This is a genomic window from Ensifer sp. BR816, from assembly GCF_000378985.1.
In the GTDB taxonomy this organism is placed as follows: Bacteria; Pseudomonadota; Alphaproteobacteria; order Rhizobiales; family Rhizobiaceae; genus Sinorhizobium.
The window spans coordinates 351273-373670 of the sequence record NZ_KB905370.1; the positions used below are offsets into that span (position 1 = coordinate 351273).

The following is a 22398-nucleotide window of genomic DNA, read 5'->3' on the forward strand; positions in this document are numbered from 1 at the left end:
TCTCTTAGCCCTGCCCCGACTGCAGCAGGATCTCGATCCGCCGGTTGCCCGCGGCATAGGGATCGTTCGGCACCTGCAGGCGCCGGTCGGCAAAGCCGCTGATCTGGTTGACGCGCTCCTCCTTGAGGCCGCCGCGGACCAGCATGTAATAGGCGCTCTGGGCGCGGGCTGCCGACAGCCGCCAGTTGTCATAGGTCCCGTCCTTGAACGGACGACCATCGGTATGACCGCGGATCGCGACGGCCCCCTGACGTTCGGCAAGCAGCTTGCCGATCTTTTCCATGGCGAGGACGAGGTCCTTTTCAGGAACGGCAGAGCCGACCGCAAACATCGGCGCATCCGTCTGCTCGCTGATCGTGACCAGCAGCCCGCCCTCCGACGGCGTCACCACGAGTCCCTCCAGGAGCCGCCCGGCCTCGCCGCCGATCGCCTTCTCAATTTCGGCCTTCAGCGCCTCGGCGTCCTTTTCCGCCATTTGCTTTTCGGTGTTTTCCTTCAGCGCCTCCTCGCCCTCGGCGGCCGCCTCCCCGGCCTTCGGCGATTTCTCCGCCTCGGCCGGATTCCGCCCCGCGCCGGGCTCTGGCACGGCGTGCTTCTCGGCCGCCGCGACTTCGCTCTCGGCCGCATTGCCGGCGTCCTGGACTTCGACCTGCTTTGTCCAGAAATCCGGGTCGAAAGGATCGCGATAGGCCTCGCCGCCGTCGGCACCGGTCGCCGGCCCCGACTGAGCGGCACCACCCTCGCCCTTGACGCTGATATTGGCCTGCTGGCCGACCTCCTTGGCGATCTCGGAGAGAACCGAATAGGGATTCTCGAAGAAATCGGCGTCGGAATATTTCGTTTCTTCGCCCGAGGTTGCCGTCATTTGGTCGCCGGTTTTGGCCGAGCCGCCGGATTTCGCCTGCTCGCCATCCGCCTTCGAGCGCTGCTGCGTCTCTTCGCCCTGGGCATCCTTTGCGGGATTCTTCAGGCCCTTTTCCGCGGGCTTCTGGTCGGTGAGCTGCACCGGATTGAAATAGGAGGCGATCGCCGCCTTCGTTTCTTCGTTGGCGGCGTTGATCAGCCACATGACGAGGAAGAAGGCCATCATCGCCGTCATGAAGTCCGCATAGGCGATCTTCCACCCGCCGCCGTGGTGGCCGTCGTGACCGTCGCCGGAGCGTTTGACGATGATGATCTCGTTCTTGCCGGTGTGGGGGCTTTCCTCGCTCATGCCAGAACCTTCCGGACCGTATCGGCCCAAGCCGCCATTCGCGTCACAAGAACCGTTTCGCCCATCTCGACCGTCAGATCGATGTCGTCGGCAGCCACGTGACGGAAGACCATCGTGTCGTCATCCAGATGTTGTTTCAGCGCTTCGAAGAGCACGGGCGATCCCTTGACGGTGATCGTGAGCCCTTCTCCCTCGCCAATGCCCTGCCTGATCATTTTCGCCAGGTCCTCGATGGCGCGCTTGATGAGCGCCTCTTCCATCACCGGCGCAAGCACGCGCGCCGCCTGGTCGCCAAGGGCGAGCGCCAGTCGCTCGGTGATCTGGGCAAAGCCGGCGGCGAGTTTCGCAGCGGTTTCCTCCGCCAGGCGGTGCTTCAAGGCGTCGAGTTCCTCGGCGTGGCGCGCCTTGAGCTCGGCGACTTCGCGCTGATGCTCGAAGGCGAGCTCGGCAGCGGCTTCCGCGCGGCCTTGCGCAAAGGCCTCGCGCCGCTCCGCATCGACGTCGATCTCGGGCATGGTCGGCCTCTGTGCGGACCGGTCTTCGGCGGGGAAGTCCGCCTCGAGGTCCGGGAAATATTTCGGCGTCATCCGCGTCAGTTCGATCTTCGGTGCGCTGAAATCCTTGAGATAGCGGGAGAGCGACGCACTCATCGGCCGTCCCCCCGGCGGCATGCAGCCGATACCGGCGCGCGCCCCCCGTCCGGCAGAGGCCGCCCCGTGGTCCAGAAATCCAAAGCGCCTGACACGTCTAAAATGTCTCCTTCGGTCCTTACCGCCCGAGACAGCGACAGGGACCAGCATTCTCGATGCGCAACGGTTCGCGAAAGGGCGGACCCGAGGCGGGACCGGTGCAAGCGGCAACCAATGTCATTTTGGCCGGCAGCCGGCCGAGCAGACTGCAAAGGGACGCTAGCCGGTCAAACTTGTGCGAAAATGAAGGTGTTGGACCGCGCCAGGGCAACAGCGCGGTCCAACCAGTCCCGCCAGGTGCCGATGACCGACGGCACGGCGGAAGGGAAGATTTCGTTTATTCCTGGAACAGTCTCAGGATGTTTTCGGAATTCGTATTGGCGATCGACAGCGACTGGATGCCGAGCTGCTGCTGGGTCTGCAGCGCCTTCAACCGCGTCGATTCTTCGTTCATGTCGGCATCCACGAGACGGCCGACGCCCTTGTCGATCACGTCCATGAGGTTGGCGACGAAATTTTCCTGCATTTCAATGCGGCTGGTGATCGCGCCCAAGGTTGCGGCGGAATCGGTCAGCTGGCTGATGAGGTCATCGACGACACTGATCATGTCGTCCAGTTCGGCGTCGGTGGTGGTATCGGAGAGCGCGATTTCCGTGCCTGCCGGCGGGCTGCCGGCGTCGATCAGGTAGTATTCGCGCGCCGATCCCGTCGGCGCCGAGACAAGCGCGTCCGCATCCACCGCCATCGTCAGCAAGCCGCGGCTTGCATCCTGGACGTCGACGAGAATGGAGCCCGACGTGTCGTAGTCGAGCGTCGTCACGGAGACGCTGCCGTCGGCGCTGCGATTGAAGGACGCGACGATGGACTTCGTGCCGACCGCCGCGGCGGCGTCGTTGTAGAGCCAATTCTCGCCCGAGAAGGATGCCGACTGGGCGGCCGATACCAGCTGGTCCTTGAGCTGCGAGAGCTCCTTGTCGATCTTGCTCTTGTCAACACCGGGCTCGCGAGCCGCCACCAGCTTCGCCTTGACCGAGCTCATCAGCTCGATGACCGTGTCCAATGCGGCATAGGCGGTATCGACCTTGGCCGCACCCAGGCCAAGCGCGTCCTGGACCGTCGACAGCGCCGCATTGTCCGAGCGCATCGTCGTCGCGATGGACCAATAGGCGGCGTTGTCGGCGGCGGTCTCGACGCGATAGCCGGAGGACACGCGGCTCTGGGTCTCATCCAGATTTCTGTTGATCGAACGCAAGGTCTGCAATGCCGCCATCGCGGCAGCGTTGGTCATGATGCTGGTCATTGGCTATCGCCCCTGTCGATGGGAGATCGAGAACATTCCGGGTGGGAAACCGGCAGGGATGGTGCGGCATCATGCGCGCTGCCACCGTTTTGCCCTGGGTGGCAGACCATCGTGCTTAACAAAGCGTTAACGCGAAATGGTTAACAAATGGTTAACGCGTTAACGAACGATTAAGATCTATGAAGAAAAGCTTACAGCATGCTGCCGGAACCGGGGCTACCCGGAACGGCGAAAGGCCGCGCAGCAATTGCGCGGCCTTTCGTAAATGCTCGCCTGGCGAGAGGGACGGCAGCCTCAACCGGCTGCGGACCATTCCTACTGGCGGAAGAGCTGGAGGATGTTTTCCGAATTGGTGTTGGCGATCGACAGCGACTGGACCGCGAGCTGCTGCTGCGTCTGCAGGGCCTTGAGGCGGGTCGATTCCTCGTTCATGTCGGCGTCGACCAGACGGCCGATGCCCGAGTCGATCGAGTCGGTCAGCGCCGCGACGAACTCCTCCTGCAGGCCGATGCGCATGGAGATCGAGCCGAGCTCCGAGGCGGCGCTGGTCATCGCCTGGAGGCCGTCTTCGACGAGGCTCAGCGCTTCTGCCATTTCGGCGGTGTCGAAGCCTGTGATATCGAGAGCATAGATGGAGACGCCGATCGTCGCGCCGCCGGTGGTGCCGAGAATGCCGTTGGTGTCCACGATTGCGCCGGCGCCGTCGCCGCCGAAGAGCAAATTGCCGGTCGCCGTATCGTCCAGCGTATAGGCCGTCGTCTTCACCGAAACGGTACCATCGGAGGCGCGCACGAAGCCCGAGACGACGCTTTTAACGGCAGCATCGCCGGCAACCCAGTTTTCGCCGCTGAACGAGGCCGATTCGGCGATCGACATCAGCTGGTCCTGCAGCTGGTCGATTTCTTCCTGGATCTTCGACTTGTCGACGCCTTCTTCGGTGGCCGCGACGATCTTCGACTTGATTTCCTTGACGACCTCGATGGCGCTTTCCATCGCCGCATAGGAGGTGTCGACCTTGGCGGCACCGAGGCCGAGCGCGTCCTGAACGGCGGAAAGCGCCATATTGTCGGAGCGCATGGTGGTGGCAATCGACCAATAGGCGGCGTTGTCCGCTGCCTCGCCGACGCGCAACCCTGACGATACGCGACCCTGCGTCGTCTCCATGCTGTCATCGATCGCGCGGAGGGTCTGAAGTGCGGCCATCGCCGCCGTGTTCGTCAGGATGCTGGTCATGATCTGCTCGCCCCTCGAATGGCATTAGAATGATTTGAACATTCCGGATCGCCGCCGGGAACGAATGAGCGGCTTCATGCCTGTTAACCCGCTGGTCACCTTGGTTAACTCATTGTTTCGATGCGGCCAGCTAACGGGAACATGGTTAACAAAGTCTAAAGGCGAGTTAACAAAATTTAACAAAACCTAACAATTTCCTTGCGCTGGAGCCCAAACGCGCGAAAGCCGCACCTTTCGCAAGGCGCGGCTTTCTGAAGTGACTCGGCTTATCAGGGATCGATGGATCCCCGATCCGTCCCTGCCGATTAACGGAAGAGCTGGAGAACGTTCTCCGAGTTGCTGTTGGCGATCGACAGCGACTGGACGGCGAGCTGCTGCTGCGTCTGCAGAGCCTTGAGGCGGGTCGATTCCTCGTTCATGTCGGCATCGACGAGGCGGCCAACGCCGGAGTCGATCGAGTCGGACAGCTTCCCGACAAAGTCTTCCTGCAGGCCGATGCGCATGGAGATCGAACCGAGCTCTGCGGCGGCGCTGGTCATGGCCGAAAGCGCATCGTCCACGTCCTGCAGCACGTCGTTCATGTCCGTCGTCGCGAGAGCGCTGATATCCAGCGAGTAGACAGCATAGCCGCCAGCGGATGCACCGGCGGTGCCGAGGATGCCGGTTGCAGTATCGAGCGCACCGGTGCCGTCGTCGCTGAACAGCAGGTTGCCGCCCGTGACGCCGTCGACAAGCGCATAGCTCGTGGTCTTGACGGAGACGGTGCTGTCGGAGGCACGGACGAAACCGGATACGACAGTCACGGTGTTGCCTGCGACGCCGCCGATCCAGTTTTCACCGCTGAACGAAGCGGATTCAGCGATCGACAGCAGCTGTTCCTGGAGCTGATCGATTTCTTCCTGGACCTTGGCCTTGTCGACGCCTTCTTCGGTTGCCGTAACGACCTTGGCCTTGATTTCCTTCACGACTTCGATAGCCGATTCCATACCGGCGTAAGCGGTGTCGACCTTGGCAGCGCCGAGGCCGAGGGCGTCCTGGACGGCGGAGAGCGCCATGTTGTCCGAACGCATGGTGGTCGCGATAGACCAATAGGCAGCGTTGTCCGAAGCCTCGCCGACGCGCAGGCCGGAAGAGACCCGGCCCTGGGTCGTTTCCATGTTATTGCCGATGCTCCGCAGCGTTTCGAGTGCGGACATGGCTGCGATGTTGGTAAGAATGCTTGTCATTTCTGAGTGCCCCTTAGTGGCTGATTAAGAAGGGACATTCCGGAGTACGCCGGCAAGCGACGGTCAGCATCATGCCTGTTAACCAATTAATTTTGTTGGTTAACCCGCCGTTTCGATGGCCTTAGGAAACAGCAAGATGGTTAAGGAATGTTGAAGCGAAATAAAAAATGCGAAAAGCCGCGACCGGGATCGGTCGCGGCTCTTTTCCAGCGATGCGGCACGGTCAGCCCCCGTGCCCATTCGCCGATTAGCGGAAGAGCGACAGGATGTTCTGCGAGTCGGAGTTGGCGATCGACAGGGCCTGGATGGCGAGCTGCTGCTGCGTCTGCAGCGCCTTCAGGCGGGTCGATTCCTCGTTCATGTCGGCATCGACCAGGCGGCCAAGGCCGCTTTCGATCGAGTCGCTGAGCTTGTCGACGAAGTCCGCCTGCAGGTCGATGCGAGTCGACATGGAACCGAGCGACGAGGCGGCGCTTGTCATGGCCGTCAGCGCGTCTTCGACGTCGGAGAGTGCTTGTCCGAGCGCGGTAGCGTCCATCGCAGAAATGTCGAGGCCGTAGACGTCGTTGCCGTTGGTGCCTGCGGTGCCGAGGATACCGGTTGCGGTATCAAGACCACCCGCGCCGTCGTCAGCGAAGAGCAGCGTACCGTCGGCCGCATCGGTCAGCGCGTAGCTGGACGTCTTTATCGATACGGTGCCGTCCGAAGCGCGCACGAAACCGGTAACGACGGTCTTCGTGGCAGCTTCGCCTGCGATCCAGTTTTCACCGTTGAAGGAGGCGGATTCCGCAATGCTCAGCAGCTGGTCCTGAAGCTGGTCGATTTCTTCCTGAACCTTGGCGGCGTCAACGCCTTCTTCCGTGGCGGCAACGATCTTGGCCTTGATCTCCGTTACGACATCAATTGCCGCCTCCATGCCGGCATAGGCGGTATCGACCTTGGCGGCGCCCATGCCGAGCGCATCGGTGACGGACGAAAGAGCAGCGTTGTCAGAGCGCATGGTGGTCGCGATCGACCAGTAGGCGGCGTTGTCCGAAGCCGAGCCGACGCGCATGCCGGTCGAGATCCGGCCCTGCGTTTCTTCCATGCTGGAGGAGATGGAGCGCAGCGTCGAGAGGGCTGCCATAGCGGAGGTGTTGGTGAGAATGCTTGCCATACTCGTTGTCCCTTTTTTACGAAATACTTATGGGGGGACATACCGGGCTGTAGACGTTACCGGTCACGACGATCCGGCATCATGCCACTCGGTTCCGCTCAACTCTTGAAGGACACCAAACCCGTCGTGTGAGGACGAAATTCGCAGCCATTTCTTGCCAACACCTTAACCGGCAAAGCACCCCGGAAGGGATGCGAGAATGTGGTGAATCGCGCGTGAAATCCTATGCTTAACGGACTGTTGTGCGGTCCCTGAATGTCTTAACGAGGGACGGCTCAGGTGAAGGAGCGCACCAGGCTGCCGACGAGCAGGTTCCAGCCGTCGATCAGCACGAAGAACAGGATCTTGAAGGGCAGCGAGATCGATGTCGGCGGCAGCATCATCATGCCCATCGCCATGGTGATGGTCGAGACAATGAGGTCGATCACCAGGAAGGGCAGCATGATCAGGAAGCCAATCTCGAAGCCGCGGCGGATCTCCGAGATCATGAAGGCGGGCACGACGGCGCGCAGATCCACCTTGTCGTCGACGACGACGGTCTGGCCCTTTTCCCGGGCGATGTCGATGAAGAGCTGCAGGTCCTTGTCGCGGGTGTTGGCGAGCATGAACTCGCGGAACGGCTCGGAAATCCGCGGCAGCGCCTCGGTCTCGGAGATCTCGTTCTTCAGCAGCGGATCGATACCCTCGCGCCAGGCGCGGTCAAAGGTCGGCGCCATCACATAGAAGGTCATGAACAGCGCCAGCGACACCATGATCATGTTCGATGGCGTGGTCGCAAGCCCCATCCCTGAGCGCAGGATCGCAAAGGCGATGACGAAGCGCGGAAAGCTCGTCACCATGATCAGGATGCCCGGCGCCACCGACAGGACGGTGAGAAGGCCGAAAGTGCGGATGATCCAGGAGGCGACCGAACCGTCGACCGGCGCGTTCAGAATATCGGCGGGAAAGCTCTGGGCCCCGGCAATTCCCGACATCGCCATCATGGCGACTATGAAGGTAACAGTCCGGAGCATCAGCGAATCATTGAATGACGAAGGTTCGGAACATCACATTGGTTACGCGTCCGTCGGAGCGCAGGTCAACCCGTTCCTGGATGTCATCCCGGAGATATTGAAAGCCGCGCGGCCCCTGGATTTGCTGCAGCGACACGGTCTTCAAATAGGCGGCGATGTCCTGGTGGATTTCTTCCGCGAGCGCCACGTCCGGAGCGCCCTTGAACTGCAGCGCGACCTCGAGGCGAACCCAGTTTTCGGCCGGGTAGGCAAGGTTGGTGGTGATCGGTTCGAGTTGGACGATGCCGTTGGCTTCCGAGGCGACTTTCGGCAGGCCCTCTTCGCCCGTGGCGCTCTCAGGCAGCTCTGCCGCCGCCTCGGTCTTCTCTGCCGGCGGCGGCGCCAGAAGGGCGCCGACGAGCCAGCCGCCGCCACCGGCGACGAGCGTCAGCACGGCGACCGCGGCAATGGTCAGGACCAGCGAGGGGGATTTCGATTCTTTGTTGTCGGTTTCTTCCATCGTGCTGTTCCATGCCGGACTGGTTTTGACTGGATGCCGCCCAATCAGATCGGCGAGACGAGATCCACGACCTGTTGGCCCCATGGCGGCTGCTGCACTTCCATCAGGCGGCCGCGGCCGCCATAGGAAATGCGCGCCTCGGCAATCCGGTCGTAGGAGATGATGTTGTCGGCATCGACATCCCGCGGCCGGACGATGCCGGCGACATTGAGGATGCGCAGTTCGTGATTGACGCGCACTTCCTGCGAGCCGCTGATCAGCAGGTTGCCGTTTTCAAGCACGCCGGTGACGACCGCGGCGACGAGCAGTCGGAGTTTTTCGGAGCGCTCGGTCTTGCCGTCCCCTTCGGTCTTGGTGTTCGACCCGTACTTGAGATTGCCGGACCATTCGAAGTCGCTGGTCTGCGATTCGCCGGCGGCACCGAGATTGAAGCCGCTGGAATTGGTGCGGCTGCGGTCTGTCTCGTTGTTGAACGATGCCTTGTCGTCGATCTGGATGTCGACGGTGAGGATATCGCCGACATTGATCGCGCGTGCGTCCTTGAAGAGAGCGGCTTGCTGGTCGTTCCACAGCGAATATCCGGCGGTCATCTGATGCGGCTGCTTCGGATAGCTGGCAAGCTGCGGCGTCTGGGTGTATTGCAGGCCGCTGCCGATCGGGCTCATGGACGGCGCCTGGCCGATCTCCTTGAAGGCCTGGTTCTGACATCCCGCAAGGAGGCTCGCGGCCAGAACGGCCGTAAGTTGCAGTCTCATGATGGCTCCTTCGAGGTGGTCGGGTCGCTGGCGCTGGAAATGATGTTGGTGAGCACCGCGGCCCTTTCGTCGCTCATCTCGCTGAGGATCAGCGAGGATTGGCGCGCCGGCAGCTTCATGACGATCGCCGCGGCGATCTCCGGGCGCACCATTTCGAGCTTGCCGGCGGCGGCATCGGGCTTCATCGTCTTGTAGATATCGACGAGCCCGAGCTCCGCCTGCTTCAGGAAATCGTTGCGGCGCTTCAGCCAGTCCTCGTATTCGGCCCGGCGCTTTTCCAGCGCCGCGATGCGTTCGTCGACGCTCGCCTGCAAGGTCTCAAGGTCCTTGCGCTGCAGGAGATAGCGCTGGTCGCGCGCCGCATCGGCGATATTGGTGCAGAACTGCTGCACTTCGTTTGGCGCACCGCTTTCGGCCGGTGGCGCGGTGACATCCTGCGCGAAGGCGCCCGGCATCGCCAACATCAGCGCAGCGGCGGCCGCGGCCACGAGCGTGCGGCGAGACTTGCCGAGAAGATGGGTGAGAGTTCCGGTCATTGCAGCACAAGCTCCGCCTGTAGGGCTCCCGCGGTCTTGATGCTCTGCAGGATCGCGATGATTCCGTCCGGCTTGACGCCGATGCTGTTCAGGCCCGCGACCAGCGAGCGGAGGCTCGACCCGTTGAGGATTGCGACCGTGCCGCCATCCGACTGCGCCTCGATGGTGGTATTCGGCTCAACGGCCGTCTCGCCACGCGAGAAGGGTGCCGGCTGCACCACGGTCGGCGTTTCGGTCACCTGCACCGTCAGGGTGCCGTAGCTGACCGCTACTTCGTTGACGCGCACGTCCTGGCCGATGACGATCGTGCCGGTCCGCTCGTTGACGACGACGCGGGCGGGAACATCGGTCTCGACGACGAGGTTCTCGATGTCGGCCATCAGCCGGGCGAGATCGGCCATTTTCGGTTTCTGGACGAGAACGGATTGCGAGTCCAAGGCTTCGGCAATGCGGCCGCCGAACTGCGCTGAGGCAAATTTGTTGATCGCCGCCGCCATGCCGACGGCGGTGGAAAAGTCCGGATTGCGCAATTGCAGCACGAGGTTGAATCCGTCCTTGAACTTCGACGGCAGCTCACGCTCGATGATGGCGCCGTTCGGGACGCGGCCGGCGGTTGTCACGCCCTGCGACAGAGCGGCCGCGTCACCCTGGGCACTGAAGCCGGTGACGACGATCGAGCCCTGCGCCACCGCATAGATCTGCCCGTCGGCACCCGAAAGCGACGTCATGACCAGCGTGCCGCCGCGCAGCGAGGTGGCGTCGCCAAGCGAGCCGACCGTAACGTCGACGCGGCTGCCGGGGCTTGCGAAAGGCGGCAGCGTCGCGGTGACGAGGACCGCCGCCACATTGCGCGTCCGCGACTCGCCGCCCTGGGTCGAGATACCGAGATTCTGCAGCATGGCACGGATCGACTGATCGGTGAACGGCGAGGAACGCAGGCTGTCGCCGCTTCCCTGCAACCCGACGACGAGACCGTAGCCGATCAGCTGATTGTCCCGCCCGGCCTGCAGCGAGGCCACGTCCTTGATGCGCGATGCGGCATGGGCGGGCGTCAATGTCGCCGCAAACAGCAAGGCTAAGGTCAGCAGCCACTTACAAATGCGCACCGTCATTTCGCCACCACATGGATCGTGCCGTCTTCCATCACCGTCCCGGAAACGATGACGCCGCTATCGATGTTGCGCGCGCGGATCAGTTCGCCGACCGCCGCGTCCTCGAGCGGTGAGCCGGCGGCGGTGATCGACAGCCCGCCATTGCTGAAGACCAGCCGAACCGTCGAACCGCGCTCGACCGCGTATCGGTCGCGCAGCGCGGAAGCGAGAATCACCCGCCCCGGCAGTAGGGTCCGCTTGGTCACCTTGCCTTCGACCTCTTCGAGGGAACCCACATAGCCGTCGGCGAGATCCGGATTGGTCACGTCGACAACTTCGAGCATGCTCGCCTCGATCGTTTCGCCAGGATAGATGGTCTGTTTCGGGATGACGGCGGTCGGCTGCTGTGCGCGAGCGAGCGCCGGCGACAGCAGGGCGGCGGCGATCGCGGCGAGCGCGAGCGACCGCGCCGGACGCGCGAAGCCGCTTTCGGTTGCTGCCCTTGCGGCGGATCGGCGAAACGTCATGTTTGCCCCCTCTTCCCGTTACCTGAGGTTCTTGCTCACCGTGGCGGCCATCTCGTCCGCAGCCTGGATGACTTTCGAGTTCATCTCGTAGGCGCGCTGGGCCGAGATGAGATCGGTGATTTCCTTGACCGGATCGACGTTGGAAGATTCCAGGTAGCCCTGCTTGATCTGCGCGTAGCCGGGATCGGCCGGCGTGCCGACGATCGGTTCGCCGGATGCCGGGGTCTGCTTGAAGAGGTTTTCGCCCTGCGGCTCCAAACCGGCTTCGTTGACGAAATTGGCGATCGTCAACTGGCCGATTTCCTGCGTCTCCGTCGCGTCGCCGATCTTCACCAGGACCTGGCCGGAAGCGGAAACGGTGATCTCGGTCGCATCCTGCGGCACGGTGATGCCCGGCACTACCGTATAGCCGTCGATGGTGACGAGCTGGCCGGTGGCATTGGTGTTGAAGGCACCCGAGCGGGTATAGACCGTTTCACCATTGGGCGTCTCGACCTGGAACCAGCCGCGGCCGACAAGTGCGAGGTCCAGGTCGTTGCTGGTATTGACGAGGCTGCCCTGGATATGGAGGTTGCGGACGGCCGCCGTCTGGACACCGAGACCGACTATCGCACCTTCCGGCACGATCGCCTGATTGGAGCGGTTGGGCACGCCCTGGGCGCGCTCCGTCTGATAGAGCAGATCCGAAAATTCCGCGCGCGCCCGCTTGTAACCGGTCGTGTTGATGTTGGCGATGTTGTTGGCGATGACTTCGAGGTTCAGCTGCTGGGCATTCATGCCGGTGGCGGCGATGGAAAGGGCCTTCATATCACGTTCCTTCAGATCTGCATGCGCGCGATTTCGAGATAGGCGGTGACCACCTTGTCGCGAATGGCGAGCACGGTCTGCAGCGACTGCTCCGCACTCATCACCGCATCGACGACTTCACGGGTGTTCGCCTCGCCGCGGATCGCCTGCAGCGACGCCCCTTCCGCCGATTTCATCGAGCGGATGGCGTCCGTGGTCATGTTGCCAAGGACTTCGGCGAAGCTCTGCGATTGCGGGGCGGAAGCGCCGGCGGCCGGCAGGGAGAGCGCGGTGGAGGCGGTCAGGCTTGTGCCTTCGGCCTCCTTCGTGGCCGAAAACGCGCCGAGGGACTGGATTGCATCGATCATTATTGCGAAGCCCTCAAGAGGTCGATTGTCTGGGAGATGAGATCGCGGGACTGCTTGATGGTCTGCAGGTTGGCCTCGTAGGCGCGGTTGGCTTCGCGCATGTCGGCCATCTCGATCAGGACGTTGACGTTCGGCATCTTCACCATGCCCTTCTCGTCGGCCGCCGGATTTCCCGGATCGAACTCGATGCTGAATTCCGAATCGTCTGTGCCCTGCCGCTGGATCTCGACGAGCGCCGCGCCGCTTGCCCGGTCGACTTCCGCGGCGAAGGATATCGTCTTGCGGCGGTAGGGCTCGGCGCCGGGCACGTCGCCGGTGGAACGGGCATTGGCAATGTTTTCTGAAACGATGCGCAGACGCGTCGACTCCGCCTGCAGGCCCGAAGCCGAAACCTTGAGTGCCGAGGTCAAAGGATCCATGGGTGTTATTTCCGTACCGTCATGAGCATCATCCGGTGAAAGGATTTCACCAGCCCGGAATTGAGTTCGTAGTCGCGCTTGATTTCGCCGGTCTTCATCATTTCCTGCTCGATCGCGACGGTATTGCCGGACTGCTGGACCGCCACGTCGTCGATGCTGCTGACGTCGGTCACCTGGGCTGCGTCCGGGCTCTCGGTGAAGTGGGCGCGATGCGTCGCTGCCATCTGGATGCCGGTGTTCTGGAGCACGTTTTCGAAGGGCTGGACGTCCTTCGCCCTGTAATGCGGCGTATTGGCATTGGCGATGTTGCCGGCCACGACGTTCTGCCGGACCGTCAACCATTGCGCCTGGCGCGACGCGAGTTCGAAAAGCTGAATCGGATCCATCGAATACTCCTCATGAGATGAGGAGGACCCTAGGCGGGCAATCTTGCGTGGGACTTGTCGAGAATGGCCTCACGAAGATGCTTGTGCGGTCTTGGAGCGGAACGGGGCCAGAAACGGCGGCGAGCGTACGAAACCCTGTCGAGCGCCTTCCCCACCTCCCAAGCCGGAAGGCCCTGACCCGCGGTTCGCAACGCCTCACATGTCTCAATGCGGAAACACCGCTATTTCGCCTGGTAGACCGCGCCCCTGGAGGTGATCATCACCCAGCGGCCGTTCCGCTCTTCGAAGGTGGCAAGCCGGCTGTTGTCCGGCAGGACCGAACCGATGCGAACGATATACATGCCGGTCGCGTCCTCGATGAGCGCCCGCCCGTTGGCAACGTGCATCAGCTTGAAGCCGGACGGTTCGGGAAAGGGCTGCTCCAGGCCGGCTTCCGGCTCGCTCGTGGCCGCGGCCGACTGATGTTCCAGGCCGGGTACGGTCGCCGTCGTCAGCCGGTCGATCGCCGCGGCGGTCTCCTTGTCCGTATCGGTCATCGCCAGCGGCGAGACCGACACGACGTCGCGACCCGGGCGTTCCGGCAGGTCCCGCGTCGCTCCCTGCCAGAGCGGCGGACTGGAGAACTGGTCCTGGTGGAAGAAAGCATACCAGGGAAAGAAGGTCGCGAAGGCAGCCATGGCAAGCCCGATCGCACCGAGGACCTTGTCGGTCAACGGCATCCTCGCGTCGCGCCGGCGCTGATGGACGACTTCGTCCGCATCGTTGTCGGTCATTGCTATCCCTTTCCGCGGATGCCCGCGGCCGGCTGGTTGCCCATGGCAGCGGCCTTCAGCGCATTGGCAAGGTCGGTGAAGGCATCGGTGGCGGACCGCTCGCCGGGCGTCTGCTTGAGGACGTCATAGATGACCGGCACCTGTTTGATCGCCATGTCGAGGTCGGGGTCGCCGCCGGCGCGGTAACCGCCGATCAGCCGCAGGTCGCGGGTCTCCTCGAAGCGATGGATGAGCGATTTCAGCCGCGCGACGAGCTTTTCCTGATCCGGCGTCCAGGCCTTTCTCGCCAGGCGCGAAATGGAAGCCAGCGGGTCGATCGGCGGATAGCGCCCTTCCTCGGCAAGACTCCGGTCGAGGACGATGTGCCCGTCGAGAATGCCGCGCGCCGAGTCGGCAACCGGATCATTGTGGTTGTCGCCGTCGACGAGGATGGAGATGATCGCGGTGATCGTGCCGGTGCCTTCGGCACCCGGGCCGGCGCGCTCGAGCAGGCGCGGCAGCTCGGTGAAGACCGAAGCCGGATAGCCGCGGGCGATCGGCGGTTCGCCTGCCGCCGTCGCCACCTCGCGGATCGCATGGGCAAATCGCGTCACGCTGTCGACGATCAGGAGAACGTTGTCGCCCTTGTCGCGATAGTGCTCGGCGATCGTCACCGCTGTCAGCGGCGCCATTTTCCTCAGCATCGGGCTCTCGTCGCTGGTGGCGACGACGGCAACCGACTTGGCGAGATTGTCGCCGAGCGTATCCTCGATGAATTCGCGCACTTCGCGGCCGCGTTCGCCGACCAGCGCAATCACCACCTTGTCGAAGGCGTCGGCGCGCGCCAGCATCGAAAGCAGCGTCGACTTGCCGACACCGGACCCGGCAAAGATGCCGAGGCGCTGCCCGAGGCAGAGCGGTGAAAAGATGTCGACGGCGCGCACGCCCGTCTTGAAGCCCTGTTCGACCCGTTTGCGGGTCATCGACGGCGGCGCGGTATTGGAGATCGGACGGCGGATGTCGCCTTGCACGAGGGGGCCGCGGCCGTCAATCGGCTCGGCGAGCGCATTGATCGTGCGGCCGCACCAATTGTCCGTCGGCGCGATGCGGAAGGCGCCCTTGCGGATGACGGTATCGTGGATGCCGATCGGATCGCCGGGCTCGATCGGGCAGACGACGACGCGCTCGGGTTCGACGCGGACGACTTCGCCGAGATGGGTGCCGGTGGCGCTCTTATGCGCCACGAAGTCGCCGAGCCGCACATGGCGGGACAGGCCGCTGACGGTATAGTGCCCCGGCGAGATCGTCTGGACATGGCCGCCGGGAGCGATCGAAAAATCGGGCTTGGCATAGCGCTCGACGAGGCCGGCGAGCGCCGCCAGCGAGGTCGAAGCTGGAATGGAGTCAGTGCCTTGGCGTCCCATGCAGATTTCCGTTGCGATCGACCCAGCCAATTGCCTTGCCGTGAGCCGCTTCACACTTTCCTTGCTTCGTTCTAGCGCTCGCCGCCGAGTGTCTTGATCGCTTCTTCAAGCGAGCCTTCGCTGTCGCGCATCAAAGCGGTGACATTGTCGAAGGCGCGCGTCACCATGATGAGTTGCGTCATCTCCTGGACGGCGTTGACGTTCGACTCTTCCAGAAAGCCCTGCATCACGCCGACATCGAAGCGGTCGACGACGGGTTCCGGCTGGGCGGCGGGCATGACGGCACTGTTGTCGTAGCGCGCGAAGCCGACCGAGAAATCCGCATCATAGAGGCCGAGCAGCGCGACCTGGACGCCGTTCTGGTGGATGGCGCCGTCGGCACCGACGGTGATTTCGCCGGCCCCGCCGTTCAATTGGATCGGCGCACCGCCGGCGTCGAGCACCGGATATCCCTTGATGGTCACCAGTTCGCCGGTCTCCGTCAGGGTGAAGCGACCGTCGCGGGTCAGCGCCGGCCCGCCGGGCGTATCGACGGAAAACCAGGCGTTCCCCTTGATGGCAAAGTCGAGAGCGGAACCGGTCCGCGCCAAGGCGCCGTTGCTCGTGCTCAAATATTCCTCGCCTTCGGATACGTAAGCGACCTTGGTCGGCTTCGTATCGCCAAGCACCTGGTCGAATTTCACTTCCGTGGCGCGGAAGCCGACCGTATTGGCATTCGCGATGTTGTCGGCAAGCGTGTTCAAGCGCTTCTCGAGCGCCATCTGCGACGAAAGCGCGACATAGAGGCCGGTCTGCACGTCAGCTTCCCCCGAGTTTCAGATTGTTGATGGAAAGGAGCAAATCAGGGGAAATTCCGTAACCGCTCGAAGAACCGAAAACCGCAAGCGGATCGTAGCTGTCGGACGAATTGTTGATTTCCCAAAGAGCCGTGAAGCGATCGAGGAAGGCCGCAAGCTTCACGGGATCCTGGAAATCCTTGAGGTCTATCGCTTCCTCATAGGCCTCCGCCTGCCGGTCGACGTCTGCCGCGGCAAATTCCTCGGGCAGTTGCAGCGCAGTCCGCACCACCTGTGCCAGCGCCTCGTCGGCGATGATCTCGTAGCCGCTGGTGAGCAAGGGTGCCATGCGCTCGAAGTAGAGCGCCAGCCTGACACCGGTATTCTCTTCGCCGGCATTCTGCTCGAGCGTCTGGCGCGTGTATTTGTCGACGACGCCCTTCTGCGTCCGCTCGAAAGCGGTGGCCGTGTCACCGTGCCGGGCGAAATTCAGCGATTCGACCAGGGCCTTGTAGCGGCTGTCGGCCAGCTTGTTGGCAAAGGCGTCGTCGCTGTCGATGCCCTCCGAGAGTATCTTGCGCATGAAGGCCTTGGCATAGGCCATGTCCTCCAGTCCATGCGCCTTCATCGCGTAGTCATAAAGCCGGCTGTCGGCAAAGAAATCGTCGAGCGTTTTGATGCTGCCGATCCTGGAAAGATAGTATTCCGTCTCGCGCGCCACGCCCGGCTGCTCGGAGACGCGCTCCAGCGACGTCGTCAGGTCGGCGGTAATCAGCTTGTAGCTCGTATAGGTCGTGGTCACGATCGCTCTACCTGTCCGGAATAGGGCCGGCGCCATGGCCCGACCTTGACAAATCCTGACCCTATTGGCTTGCGCGAACCTGTTCGATGCGCCGGGCCTCACGGCCAGCCTCACGCAAGGAAGAAATCCTATTCCATCGAAGGAAAATCACGATCGCGACAGGTATCGACAATGAACATCATCATCGGGCTCCTTGTGACTTTCGGCTGTATCCTCGGCGGATACCTCGCCATGGGCGGTCACCTGGAAGTTCTCAACCAGCCTTTCGAGTTGATGATCATCGGCGGGGCCGGCATCGGCGGCTTCATCATGGCCAATTCGATGAAGGTGGTGAAGGATACCGGCAAGGCGCTCGGCGAAGCGTTCAAGCACAAGGTGCCGAAGGAGCGCCATTACCTCGACACGCTCGGCGTGCTCTACAGCCTGATGCGCGACCTCAGAACCAAATCGCGCAACGAGATCGAGGCCCATATCGACAATCCCGAGGAATCGCCGATCTTCCAATCCGCGCCGACTGTCCTGCGGAACAAGGAACTGACGGCGTTCATCTGCGACTATGTGCGGCTCATCATCATCGGCAACGCCCGCTCGCACGAGATCGAAGCGCTGATGGACGAGGAGATCCATACGATCACCCATGACAAGATGAAGTGCTACCACGCTTTGACGAGCATGGGCGATGCCCTGCCGGCGATCGGCATCGTCGCGGCGGTTCTCGGGGTGATCAAGGCGATGGGCGCCATCAGCGAGGCGCCGGAAGTGCTGGGCGCGAAGATCGCCGCCGCACTCGTCGGAACGCTGCTCGGCGTGTTCCTCTCCTATTCGATCGTCGGGCCGCTCGTCGCCAACATCAAGGCCGTGCGCGAAAAGCAGAACCGGCTCTACGTCATCGTCAAGCAGACATTGCTTGCCTACATGAACGGCTCGGTTCCCCAGGTCGCCCTCGAATATGGCCGCAAGACAATCTCCGCCTATGAGCGGCCGTCCATCGACGCGGTCGAGCAGGAGATGATGAACCCGGGCGGCGGCGGCGAAAGCAAGGCGGCTTAACATCATGAACCCGAACATCGCATCGAACGTCTACGCCTTCGACAAGAGACTGCTGGCGCGCATGACCGGTGCGCTCGGCGACGACAAGACCATCGGCCGCACTGCTCTGGAGCTCGGCCATGTGCTCAGCGAACTCCTCCCCGAAATGTTCAAGGCGGAGACGGGGTGCGACATCGCGGTCGGCTATGCCGGCTACAAGATGGGGCTGAGGAATGAACTCGTCGCCGACCTCGGCGCGGCGGTTCTGCTGAGTGACGTTTCGCTCCGCAACTGGTGCTCCGATTTCCAGATCGGCTGCGACAGTCCCGTCCTGATCGCGCTCGTCGAAGCGCTGCTCGGCGCCGAGGCTGCCGACATCGAGGAGCCGCTGCCGCGGGCGCTCTCGAAGATCGAGATCGACGTGGCGGTGCCGGTGTTCGACGGGATTGCCGAGGTTGTCCGCATGGCGGTAAACGCAGCGGGCGGTTTCGAGCCGGTGGTCGGACGGCCGCAAAACGCTGCGGAACGCCTGCCGCCCGACCCGGCGCTTGAGGATGTCCATGCCGCCTCGATCGACATGACGCTCGGACTCGGACCGGTGCTTTCCACCTTTTCGGTGATCATCCCGCAAAGCGTGCTGCTCAAGACGCAGATCGTTCTGCCGGGAGGCACCGGACAGAGCGACAAGATGAAGGCGGGTTGGAGCGAACAGCTCGAGGAGCAGATCCGCCGCTCGGCCGTAACGCTCGAGGCGCGCATCCGGTTGGAGAGCCTGACGCTCGCGACGATCAGCCGGCTACAGCCGGGAGACGTGATCCCCTTTGACGACGGCCAGGACGTGCGGGTCGAGGTCAACGCCAACGGGCGCGATCTCTATGTCTGCGAATTCGGCCGATCGGGCTCGAAATACACGGTCCGCATCAAGGACACGCACGGTTCCGAGCAGGACATCCTTCGTCACATCATGAGTTAAACCGATACCTCGCATCGCAGAATGCCTGAGGCAAGCTTCAACTGGAATAATCCGCACATGGTACGCAAGAAAGCAGCATCCATCGAAGAACAGACCGCATTTGCGGGAGACGCCGAGCTCGACCAGGCGATCGACGATCTGCGCGGCGTTCTCAAACAGGACGGCCCATCAACAGATTTCGGCGCCGAGTTCGGTGCCGCCGAACCGTTCGGCCAGGATGCGGACTTCGGCAGCGATCTTGGCGCCGGCACCTTCGGCGGCGACTTCGGTGACACTTCCGTCGGCGGCGGCCTCGATCTCGGATCCGGCTTCGCCGGCAGCGATTTCGGCGGGGTGACGCCCGGCGCCGAAAGTGCGCCGGGAAGCGGCATGGCGGCCAATATGGACCTGATCATGGACATCCCGATCGATGTCCAGATCGTCCTCGGCACAAGCCGGATGCAGGTTTCCGGCCTCATGGGGCTGACCGAGGGCGCAACGATCGGGCTCGACCGCAAGATCGGCGAGCCGGTCGAGATCATGGTCAACGGCCGGGTGATCGGCCGCGGCGAGATTACCGTACTCGAGGGCGATGTGACCCGATTCGGCGTCAAGCTCATCGAAATAAAGGGCAGCAGGAAATAGGCCCGATGATCGGGCGAGGGATGAATCCATGATGGATTTCGAAAGTTTCGAAGCACAGGCACTGTCAAGACCGCTCAGTCAGACGGAAAAGGCCGCGGCCGTGCTGCTCGCCATGGGCAAGTCTGTGGCCGGTAAACTATTGAAATTCTTCACGCAAAGCGAGCTGCAGGCAATCATCGCCGCGGCCCAGTCGCTGCGCGCCATCCCGCCCCACGAGCTTGAAGCCCTGGTCAACGAATTCGAGGATCTGTTCACCGAAGGCGCAGGCCTGATGGACAACGCCAAGGCGATGGAGAGCATTCTCGAAGAAGGCCTCACGCCGGACGAGGTCGACGGCCTGCTCGGGCGCCGCGCGACCTTCCAGTCCTACGAGGCCAGCATCTGGGACCGGCTGCAGGAATGCGATCCGGTCCTCGTTGCCCAGCTGCTCGCCAAGGAGCATCCGCAGACCATCGCCTATGTGCTTTCCATGATGCCGTCGAGCTTCGGCGCCAAGGTGCTGCTGCAACTGTCGGACAGGCAGCGGCCAGACATTCTCAACCGTGCCGTCAACATGAAGAATGTCAGCCCGAAGGCGGCCTCGATCATCGAGGCGCGCGTCATCGAGATGATCGACGAGATGGAGGCCGAGCGCAATTCGCCCGGCCCGGCGAAGATCGCCGAAGTTATGAACGAACTCGAGAAGAAGCAGGTCGACACGCTGCTCGCCTCGCTGGAAACCATAAGCACCGATTCCGCCAAGAAGGTCCGGCCGAAGATCTTCCTCTTCGACGATATCCTCTACATGCCGCAGAGAAGCCGGGTGGCGCTCTTCAACGACGTTTCGACCGACGTCATCACCATGGCGCTTCGGGGCTCTTCGCCGGAATTGCGCGAATCTATCCTCGCCTCCGTGGGCGCACGCCAGCGGCGCATGATCGAATCGGATCTCGCGGTTGGCGATGCCGGCATCAACCCCCGCGACATCGCCATCGCCAGGCGCTCGATCACGCAGGAAGCGATTCGCCTTGCGGCCGGCGGCCAGCTGGAGCTCAAGGAAAAGGAGTCCGAGGCCGCTTAGCCTCTCGCGGCTCGGCAAAAATCCATGACGGCTCCGATTTCTGTTGAGCCGGCTGCCTTCTCGGCCTCCGACCCTTGCGCATGAGACGCGCGCGGTCCACGACAGAGGCAGTGGGGCGCATCGGCGTCGGCTGATCGGTCACGGCCGGCGTGCGGCCGCCGCCCGCTCCTCAGGATGGGAGCCTCCTGTTTCATGTCGGACGATCAGGACAAGGACAGCAAAACCGAAGCGCCATCGGAGAAAAAACTGTCCGATGCCGCAGAAAAGGGCAATGTCCCATTTTCCCGCGAGGTGACCGCCTTCGCCTCGACGCTGGCGATCTACATCTTCATTGTCTTCTTTCTCTCCGATGGCGCGGCGAGCACGGCCGAAGCTCTCAAGGACATATTCGAACAACCGGACGCCTGGCGCCTCGAAACGGCGACGGATGCCGTCGGGTTGATCTCGCACGTGCTGCTGAACTCGGCGGCGCTGGTCCTTCCGATTTTCCTGCTGTTGATCATCTTCGGCGTCGGATCGTCGATCTTCCAGAACCTGCCGCGCCCGGTGCTGGACCGGATCATGCCCAAGATGAACCGCGTCTCGCCAATTTCAGGCTTCAAGCGCATTTTCGGCGTTCCGGGTCTGGTGGAATTCGCCAAGTCGCTCTTCAAGATCATCGTCGTGTCGATCATCGTCGTCCTCGTTTTGTGGAACGACTATTTCGCCACGCTCGACCTGATGTTCTCCGATCCGGTGACGATCTTTGCGACGATGACGTCCGACCTGAAGCAGATTGTCACCGTCGTGCTGCTCGCCACGGCGGTTCTGGCGATCGTCGATCTCTTCTGGACGCGTTACCATTGGTACACCGAACTAAGGATGACGAAACAGGAAGTGAAGGAGGAACTGAAGCAGTCGCAGGGCGACCCGATCGTCAAGGCGCGGCTGCGGTCGATGCAGCGGGATCGCGCCCGCAAGCGCATGATCGGCTCCGTACCCCGCGCCACGCTGGTGATTGCCAACCCGACGCACTATGCGGTCGCGCTCCGCTACGTACGCGAAGAGAGCGACGCCCCCGTCGTCGTTGCGATGGGGCAAGATCTCGTCGCCCTGAAAATCCGCGAGATTGCCGAAAAAAACGGCATTCCGGTCTTCGAGGATCCGCCGCTCGCGCGCTCCATGTTTGCACAAGTCTCGGTGGATAGTGTCATTCCACCGGTGTTTTACAAGGCAGTCGCCGAGCTCATTCACCGGGTTTACGCAGCTCAGCCGCAACAAAAACGGGTGACATGATCTTGAAGAAGTGCGAATTCTCCGAAAAACGCGAAAAACTAGTGGCAGAGGCGATTCGTCCGGTAGCAACAGAACTGCGCCTGATCGACGCTGCGGACTTCATCGCACTCCTGCGGTTCGAGTCCTATGCAAGCCTCGCCGATCTCGTGGAATCGGCGGCGGAACTCTATTTTCTGCCCGGCACCGTGAATTTCGGCCTCGGCGGCAACTACAATCTCGAGTGGAACAGCTGCCCCGAAATCATCTTGGATCTCGAGCTGAAGCCGCGCGGCGTTACGGTCTATGCCCGCCTCGTGCTTGCCGGGGAGGCCGCCGGCATTGAAATCAGCCACATCAATTTCCAGCAGCCCTCAACCGATCCGGACGAGAATACGGCCTTCCTCGCCAGGAGCCTCGAAGAGGCGAAATTCGTCAAGTCCTACCCTCTGCCGCTCGCGAGTTAGTCGAGCGGAATTGGGAACCCCTCCTCAATATCCGCCTTACCTA

Annotated in this window: 26 protein-coding genes; 6 read left to right on the forward strand and 20 right to left on the reverse strand. The window is 62.5% G+C overall.

All coding sequences use genetic code 11. The features are described 5' to 3' along the window. Nucleotides 1-4: 4 nt before the first annotated feature. From RHIBR816_RS0101720 to RHIBR816_RS0101815, 20 genes are all read right to left on the reverse strand, one after another. A complete protein-coding gene (locus RHIBR816_RS0101720) occupies nt 5-1213 on the reverse strand; it encodes a MotB family protein (protein ID WP_018234808.1) in 1209 nt (402 codons plus the stop codon). Beyond that, nucleotides 1210-1863 carry a hypothetical protein gene (locus RHIBR816_RS0101725; protein WP_018234809.1) on the reverse strand — a complete coding sequence of 218 codons (654 nt, stop codon included), beginning with the start codon at nt 1861-1863 and terminating at the stop codon, nt 1210-1212. Before RHIBR816_RS0101725 ends, RHIBR816_RS0101720 begins: the two co-directional genes overlap by 4 nt. Before the next feature lie 376 nt (nt 1864-2239). Beyond that, nucleotides 2240-3202, reverse strand: a complete 963-nt coding sequence (locus RHIBR816_RS0101730; RefSeq protein WP_018234810.1) for a flagellin — start codon at nt 3200-3202, stop codon at nt 2240-2242. Between the two features lie 315 nt (nt 3203-3517). Continuing rightward, the gene (locus tag RHIBR816_RS0101735; protein WP_018234811.1) at nt 3518-4435 is read right to left on the reverse strand and encodes a flagellin; all 918 of its coding nucleotides are present in this window, start codon (nt 4433-4435) and stop codon (nt 3518-3520) included. 305 nt (nt 4436-4740) lie between these two features. Continuing rightward, entirely contained in the window at nt 4741-5661 is a 921-nt protein-coding gene (locus tag RHIBR816_RS0101740) for a flagellin (protein WP_018234812.1), read from the reverse strand. Nucleotides 5662-5908: 247 nt separating this feature from the next. Beyond that, entirely contained in the window at nt 5909-6817 is a 909-nt protein-coding gene (locus tag RHIBR816_RS0101745; RefSeq protein ID WP_026186544.1) for a flagellin, read from the reverse strand. Nucleotides 6818-7092: 275 nt separating this feature from the next. Beyond that, a complete protein-coding gene (gene fliP / locus RHIBR816_RS0101750) occupies nt 7093-7830 on the reverse strand; it encodes a flagellar type III secretion system pore protein FliP (RefSeq protein ID WP_018234814.1) in 738 nt (245 codons plus the stop codon). 7 nt (nt 7831-7837) lie between these two features. Further along, on the reverse strand, nt 7838-8329 hold the full coding sequence (gene fliL, locus RHIBR816_RS0101755; protein ID WP_018234815.1) for a flagellar basal body-associated protein FliL: 492 nt from the start codon (nt 8327-8329) through the stop codon (nt 7838-7840). Between the two features lie 44 nt (nt 8330-8373). Further along, nucleotides 8374-9084 carry a flagellar basal body L-ring protein FlgH gene (gene flgH / locus RHIBR816_RS0101760; RefSeq protein WP_018234816.1) on the reverse strand — a complete coding sequence of 237 codons (711 nt, stop codon included), beginning with the start codon at nt 9082-9084 and terminating at the stop codon, nt 8374-8376. Then, nucleotides 9081-9620 (reverse strand): MotE family protein, encoded by a 540-nt coding sequence (locus tag RHIBR816_RS0101765; protein ID WP_018234817.1) that lies wholly within the window; start codon nt 9618-9620, stop codon nt 9081-9083. The genes flgH and RHIBR816_RS0101765 overlap by 4 nt, the downstream gene beginning before the upstream one ends. Beyond that, nucleotides 9617-10732, reverse strand: coding sequence for a flagellar basal body P-ring protein FlgI (locus RHIBR816_RS0101770; protein ID WP_018234818.1), 1116 nt, complete (start codon nt 10730-10732; stop codon nt 9617-9619). Before RHIBR816_RS0101770 ends, RHIBR816_RS0101765 begins: the two co-directional genes overlap by 4 nt. Continuing rightward, the gene (gene flgA, locus RHIBR816_RS0101775) at nt 10729-11238 is read right to left on the reverse strand and encodes a flagellar basal body P-ring formation chaperone FlgA (protein ID WP_018234819.1); all 510 of its coding nucleotides are present in this window, start codon (nt 11236-11238) and stop codon (nt 10729-10731) included. The genes RHIBR816_RS0101770 and flgA overlap by 4 nt, the downstream gene beginning before the upstream one ends. Nucleotides 11239-11256: 18 nt before the next feature. After that, a complete protein-coding gene (gene flgG / locus RHIBR816_RS0101780; protein ID WP_018234820.1) occupies nt 11257-12045 on the reverse strand; it encodes a flagellar basal-body rod protein FlgG in 789 nt (262 codons plus the stop codon). An 11-nt stretch (nt 12046-12056) separates the two neighbouring features. Then, nucleotides 12057-12392: a flagellar hook-basal body complex protein FliE gene (locus RHIBR816_RS0101785; RefSeq protein WP_018234821.1), complete on the reverse strand. Its 336-nt coding sequence runs from the start codon at nt 12390-12392 to the stop codon at nt 12057-12059. After that, the gene (flgC, locus tag RHIBR816_RS0101790; protein ID WP_018234822.1) at nt 12392-12811 is read right to left on the reverse strand and encodes a flagellar basal body rod protein FlgC; all 420 of its coding nucleotides are present in this window, start codon (nt 12809-12811) and stop codon (nt 12392-12394) included. Before flgC ends, RHIBR816_RS0101785 begins: the two co-directional genes overlap by 1 nt. A 5-nt stretch (nt 12812-12816) precedes the next feature. Then, a complete protein-coding gene (gene flgB / locus RHIBR816_RS0101795; RefSeq protein WP_018234823.1) occupies nt 12817-13197 on the reverse strand; it encodes a flagellar basal body rod protein FlgB in 381 nt (126 codons plus the stop codon). A 221-nt stretch (nt 13198-13418) separates the two neighbouring features. Next, on the reverse strand, nt 13419-13970 hold the full coding sequence (locus tag RHIBR816_RS0101800) for a hypothetical protein (protein WP_018234824.1): 552 nt from the start codon (nt 13968-13970) through the stop codon (nt 13419-13421). A 2-nt stretch (nt 13971-13972) separates the two neighbouring features. Beyond that, complete coding sequence (gene fliI, locus RHIBR816_RS0101805) at nt 13973-15373, reverse strand: flagellar protein export ATPase FliI (RefSeq protein WP_018234825.1); 1401 nt, start codon at nt 15371-15373, stop codon at nt 13973-13975. 71 nt (nt 15374-15444) lie between these two features. After that, complete coding sequence (gene flgF / locus RHIBR816_RS0101810; RefSeq protein ID WP_018234826.1) at nt 15445-16170, reverse strand: flagellar basal-body rod protein FlgF; 726 nt, start codon at nt 16168-16170, stop codon at nt 15445-15447. 1 nt (nt 16171) lies between these two features. Next, on the reverse strand, nt 16172-16951 hold the full coding sequence (locus RHIBR816_RS0101815) for a DUF1217 domain-containing protein (RefSeq protein ID WP_018234827.1): 780 nt from the start codon (nt 16949-16951) through the stop codon (nt 16172-16174). Nucleotides 16952-17122: 171 nt separating this feature from the next. Here RHIBR816_RS0101815 and motA point away from each other — a divergent pair, with 171 nt between their 5' ends. The 6 genes from motA (at nt 17123) to RHIBR816_RS0101845 (ending at nt 22355) form a co-directional block, all read left to right on the forward strand. Next, the gene (gene motA, locus RHIBR816_RS0101820) at nt 17123-18001 is read left to right on the forward strand and encodes a flagellar motor stator protein MotA (RefSeq protein WP_018234828.1); all 879 of its coding nucleotides are present in this window, start codon (nt 17123-17125) and stop codon (nt 17999-18001) included. A gap of 4 nt (nt 18002-18005) precedes the next feature. Then, nucleotides 18006-18953, forward strand: a complete 948-nt coding sequence (locus tag RHIBR816_RS0101825; protein WP_018234829.1) for a FliM/FliN family flagellar motor switch protein — start codon at nt 18006-18008, stop codon at nt 18951-18953. 21 nt (nt 18954-18974) lie between these two features. Then, entirely contained in the window at nt 18975-19577 is a 603-nt protein-coding gene (gene fliN / locus RHIBR816_RS0101830; protein WP_084810978.1) for a flagellar motor switch protein FliN, read from the forward strand. Nucleotides 19578-19605: 28 nt separating this feature from the next. After that, nucleotides 19606-20637: a flagellar motor switch protein FliG gene (gene fliG / locus RHIBR816_RS0101835; protein WP_018234831.1), complete on the forward strand. Its 1032-nt coding sequence runs from the start codon at nt 19606-19608 to the stop codon at nt 20635-20637. A gap of 192 nt (nt 20638-20829) precedes the next feature. Further along, nucleotides 20830-21912, forward strand: a complete 1083-nt coding sequence (gene flhB / locus RHIBR816_RS0101840) for a flagellar biosynthesis protein FlhB (RefSeq protein ID WP_018234832.1) — start codon at nt 20830-20832, stop codon at nt 21910-21912. Then, nucleotides 21909-22355: a hypothetical protein gene (locus RHIBR816_RS0101845; RefSeq protein WP_018234833.1), complete on the forward strand. Its 447-nt coding sequence runs from the start codon at nt 21909-21911 to the stop codon at nt 22353-22355. Before flhB ends, RHIBR816_RS0101845 begins: the two co-directional genes overlap by 4 nt. Nucleotides 22356-22398 lie beyond the last annotated feature (43 nt).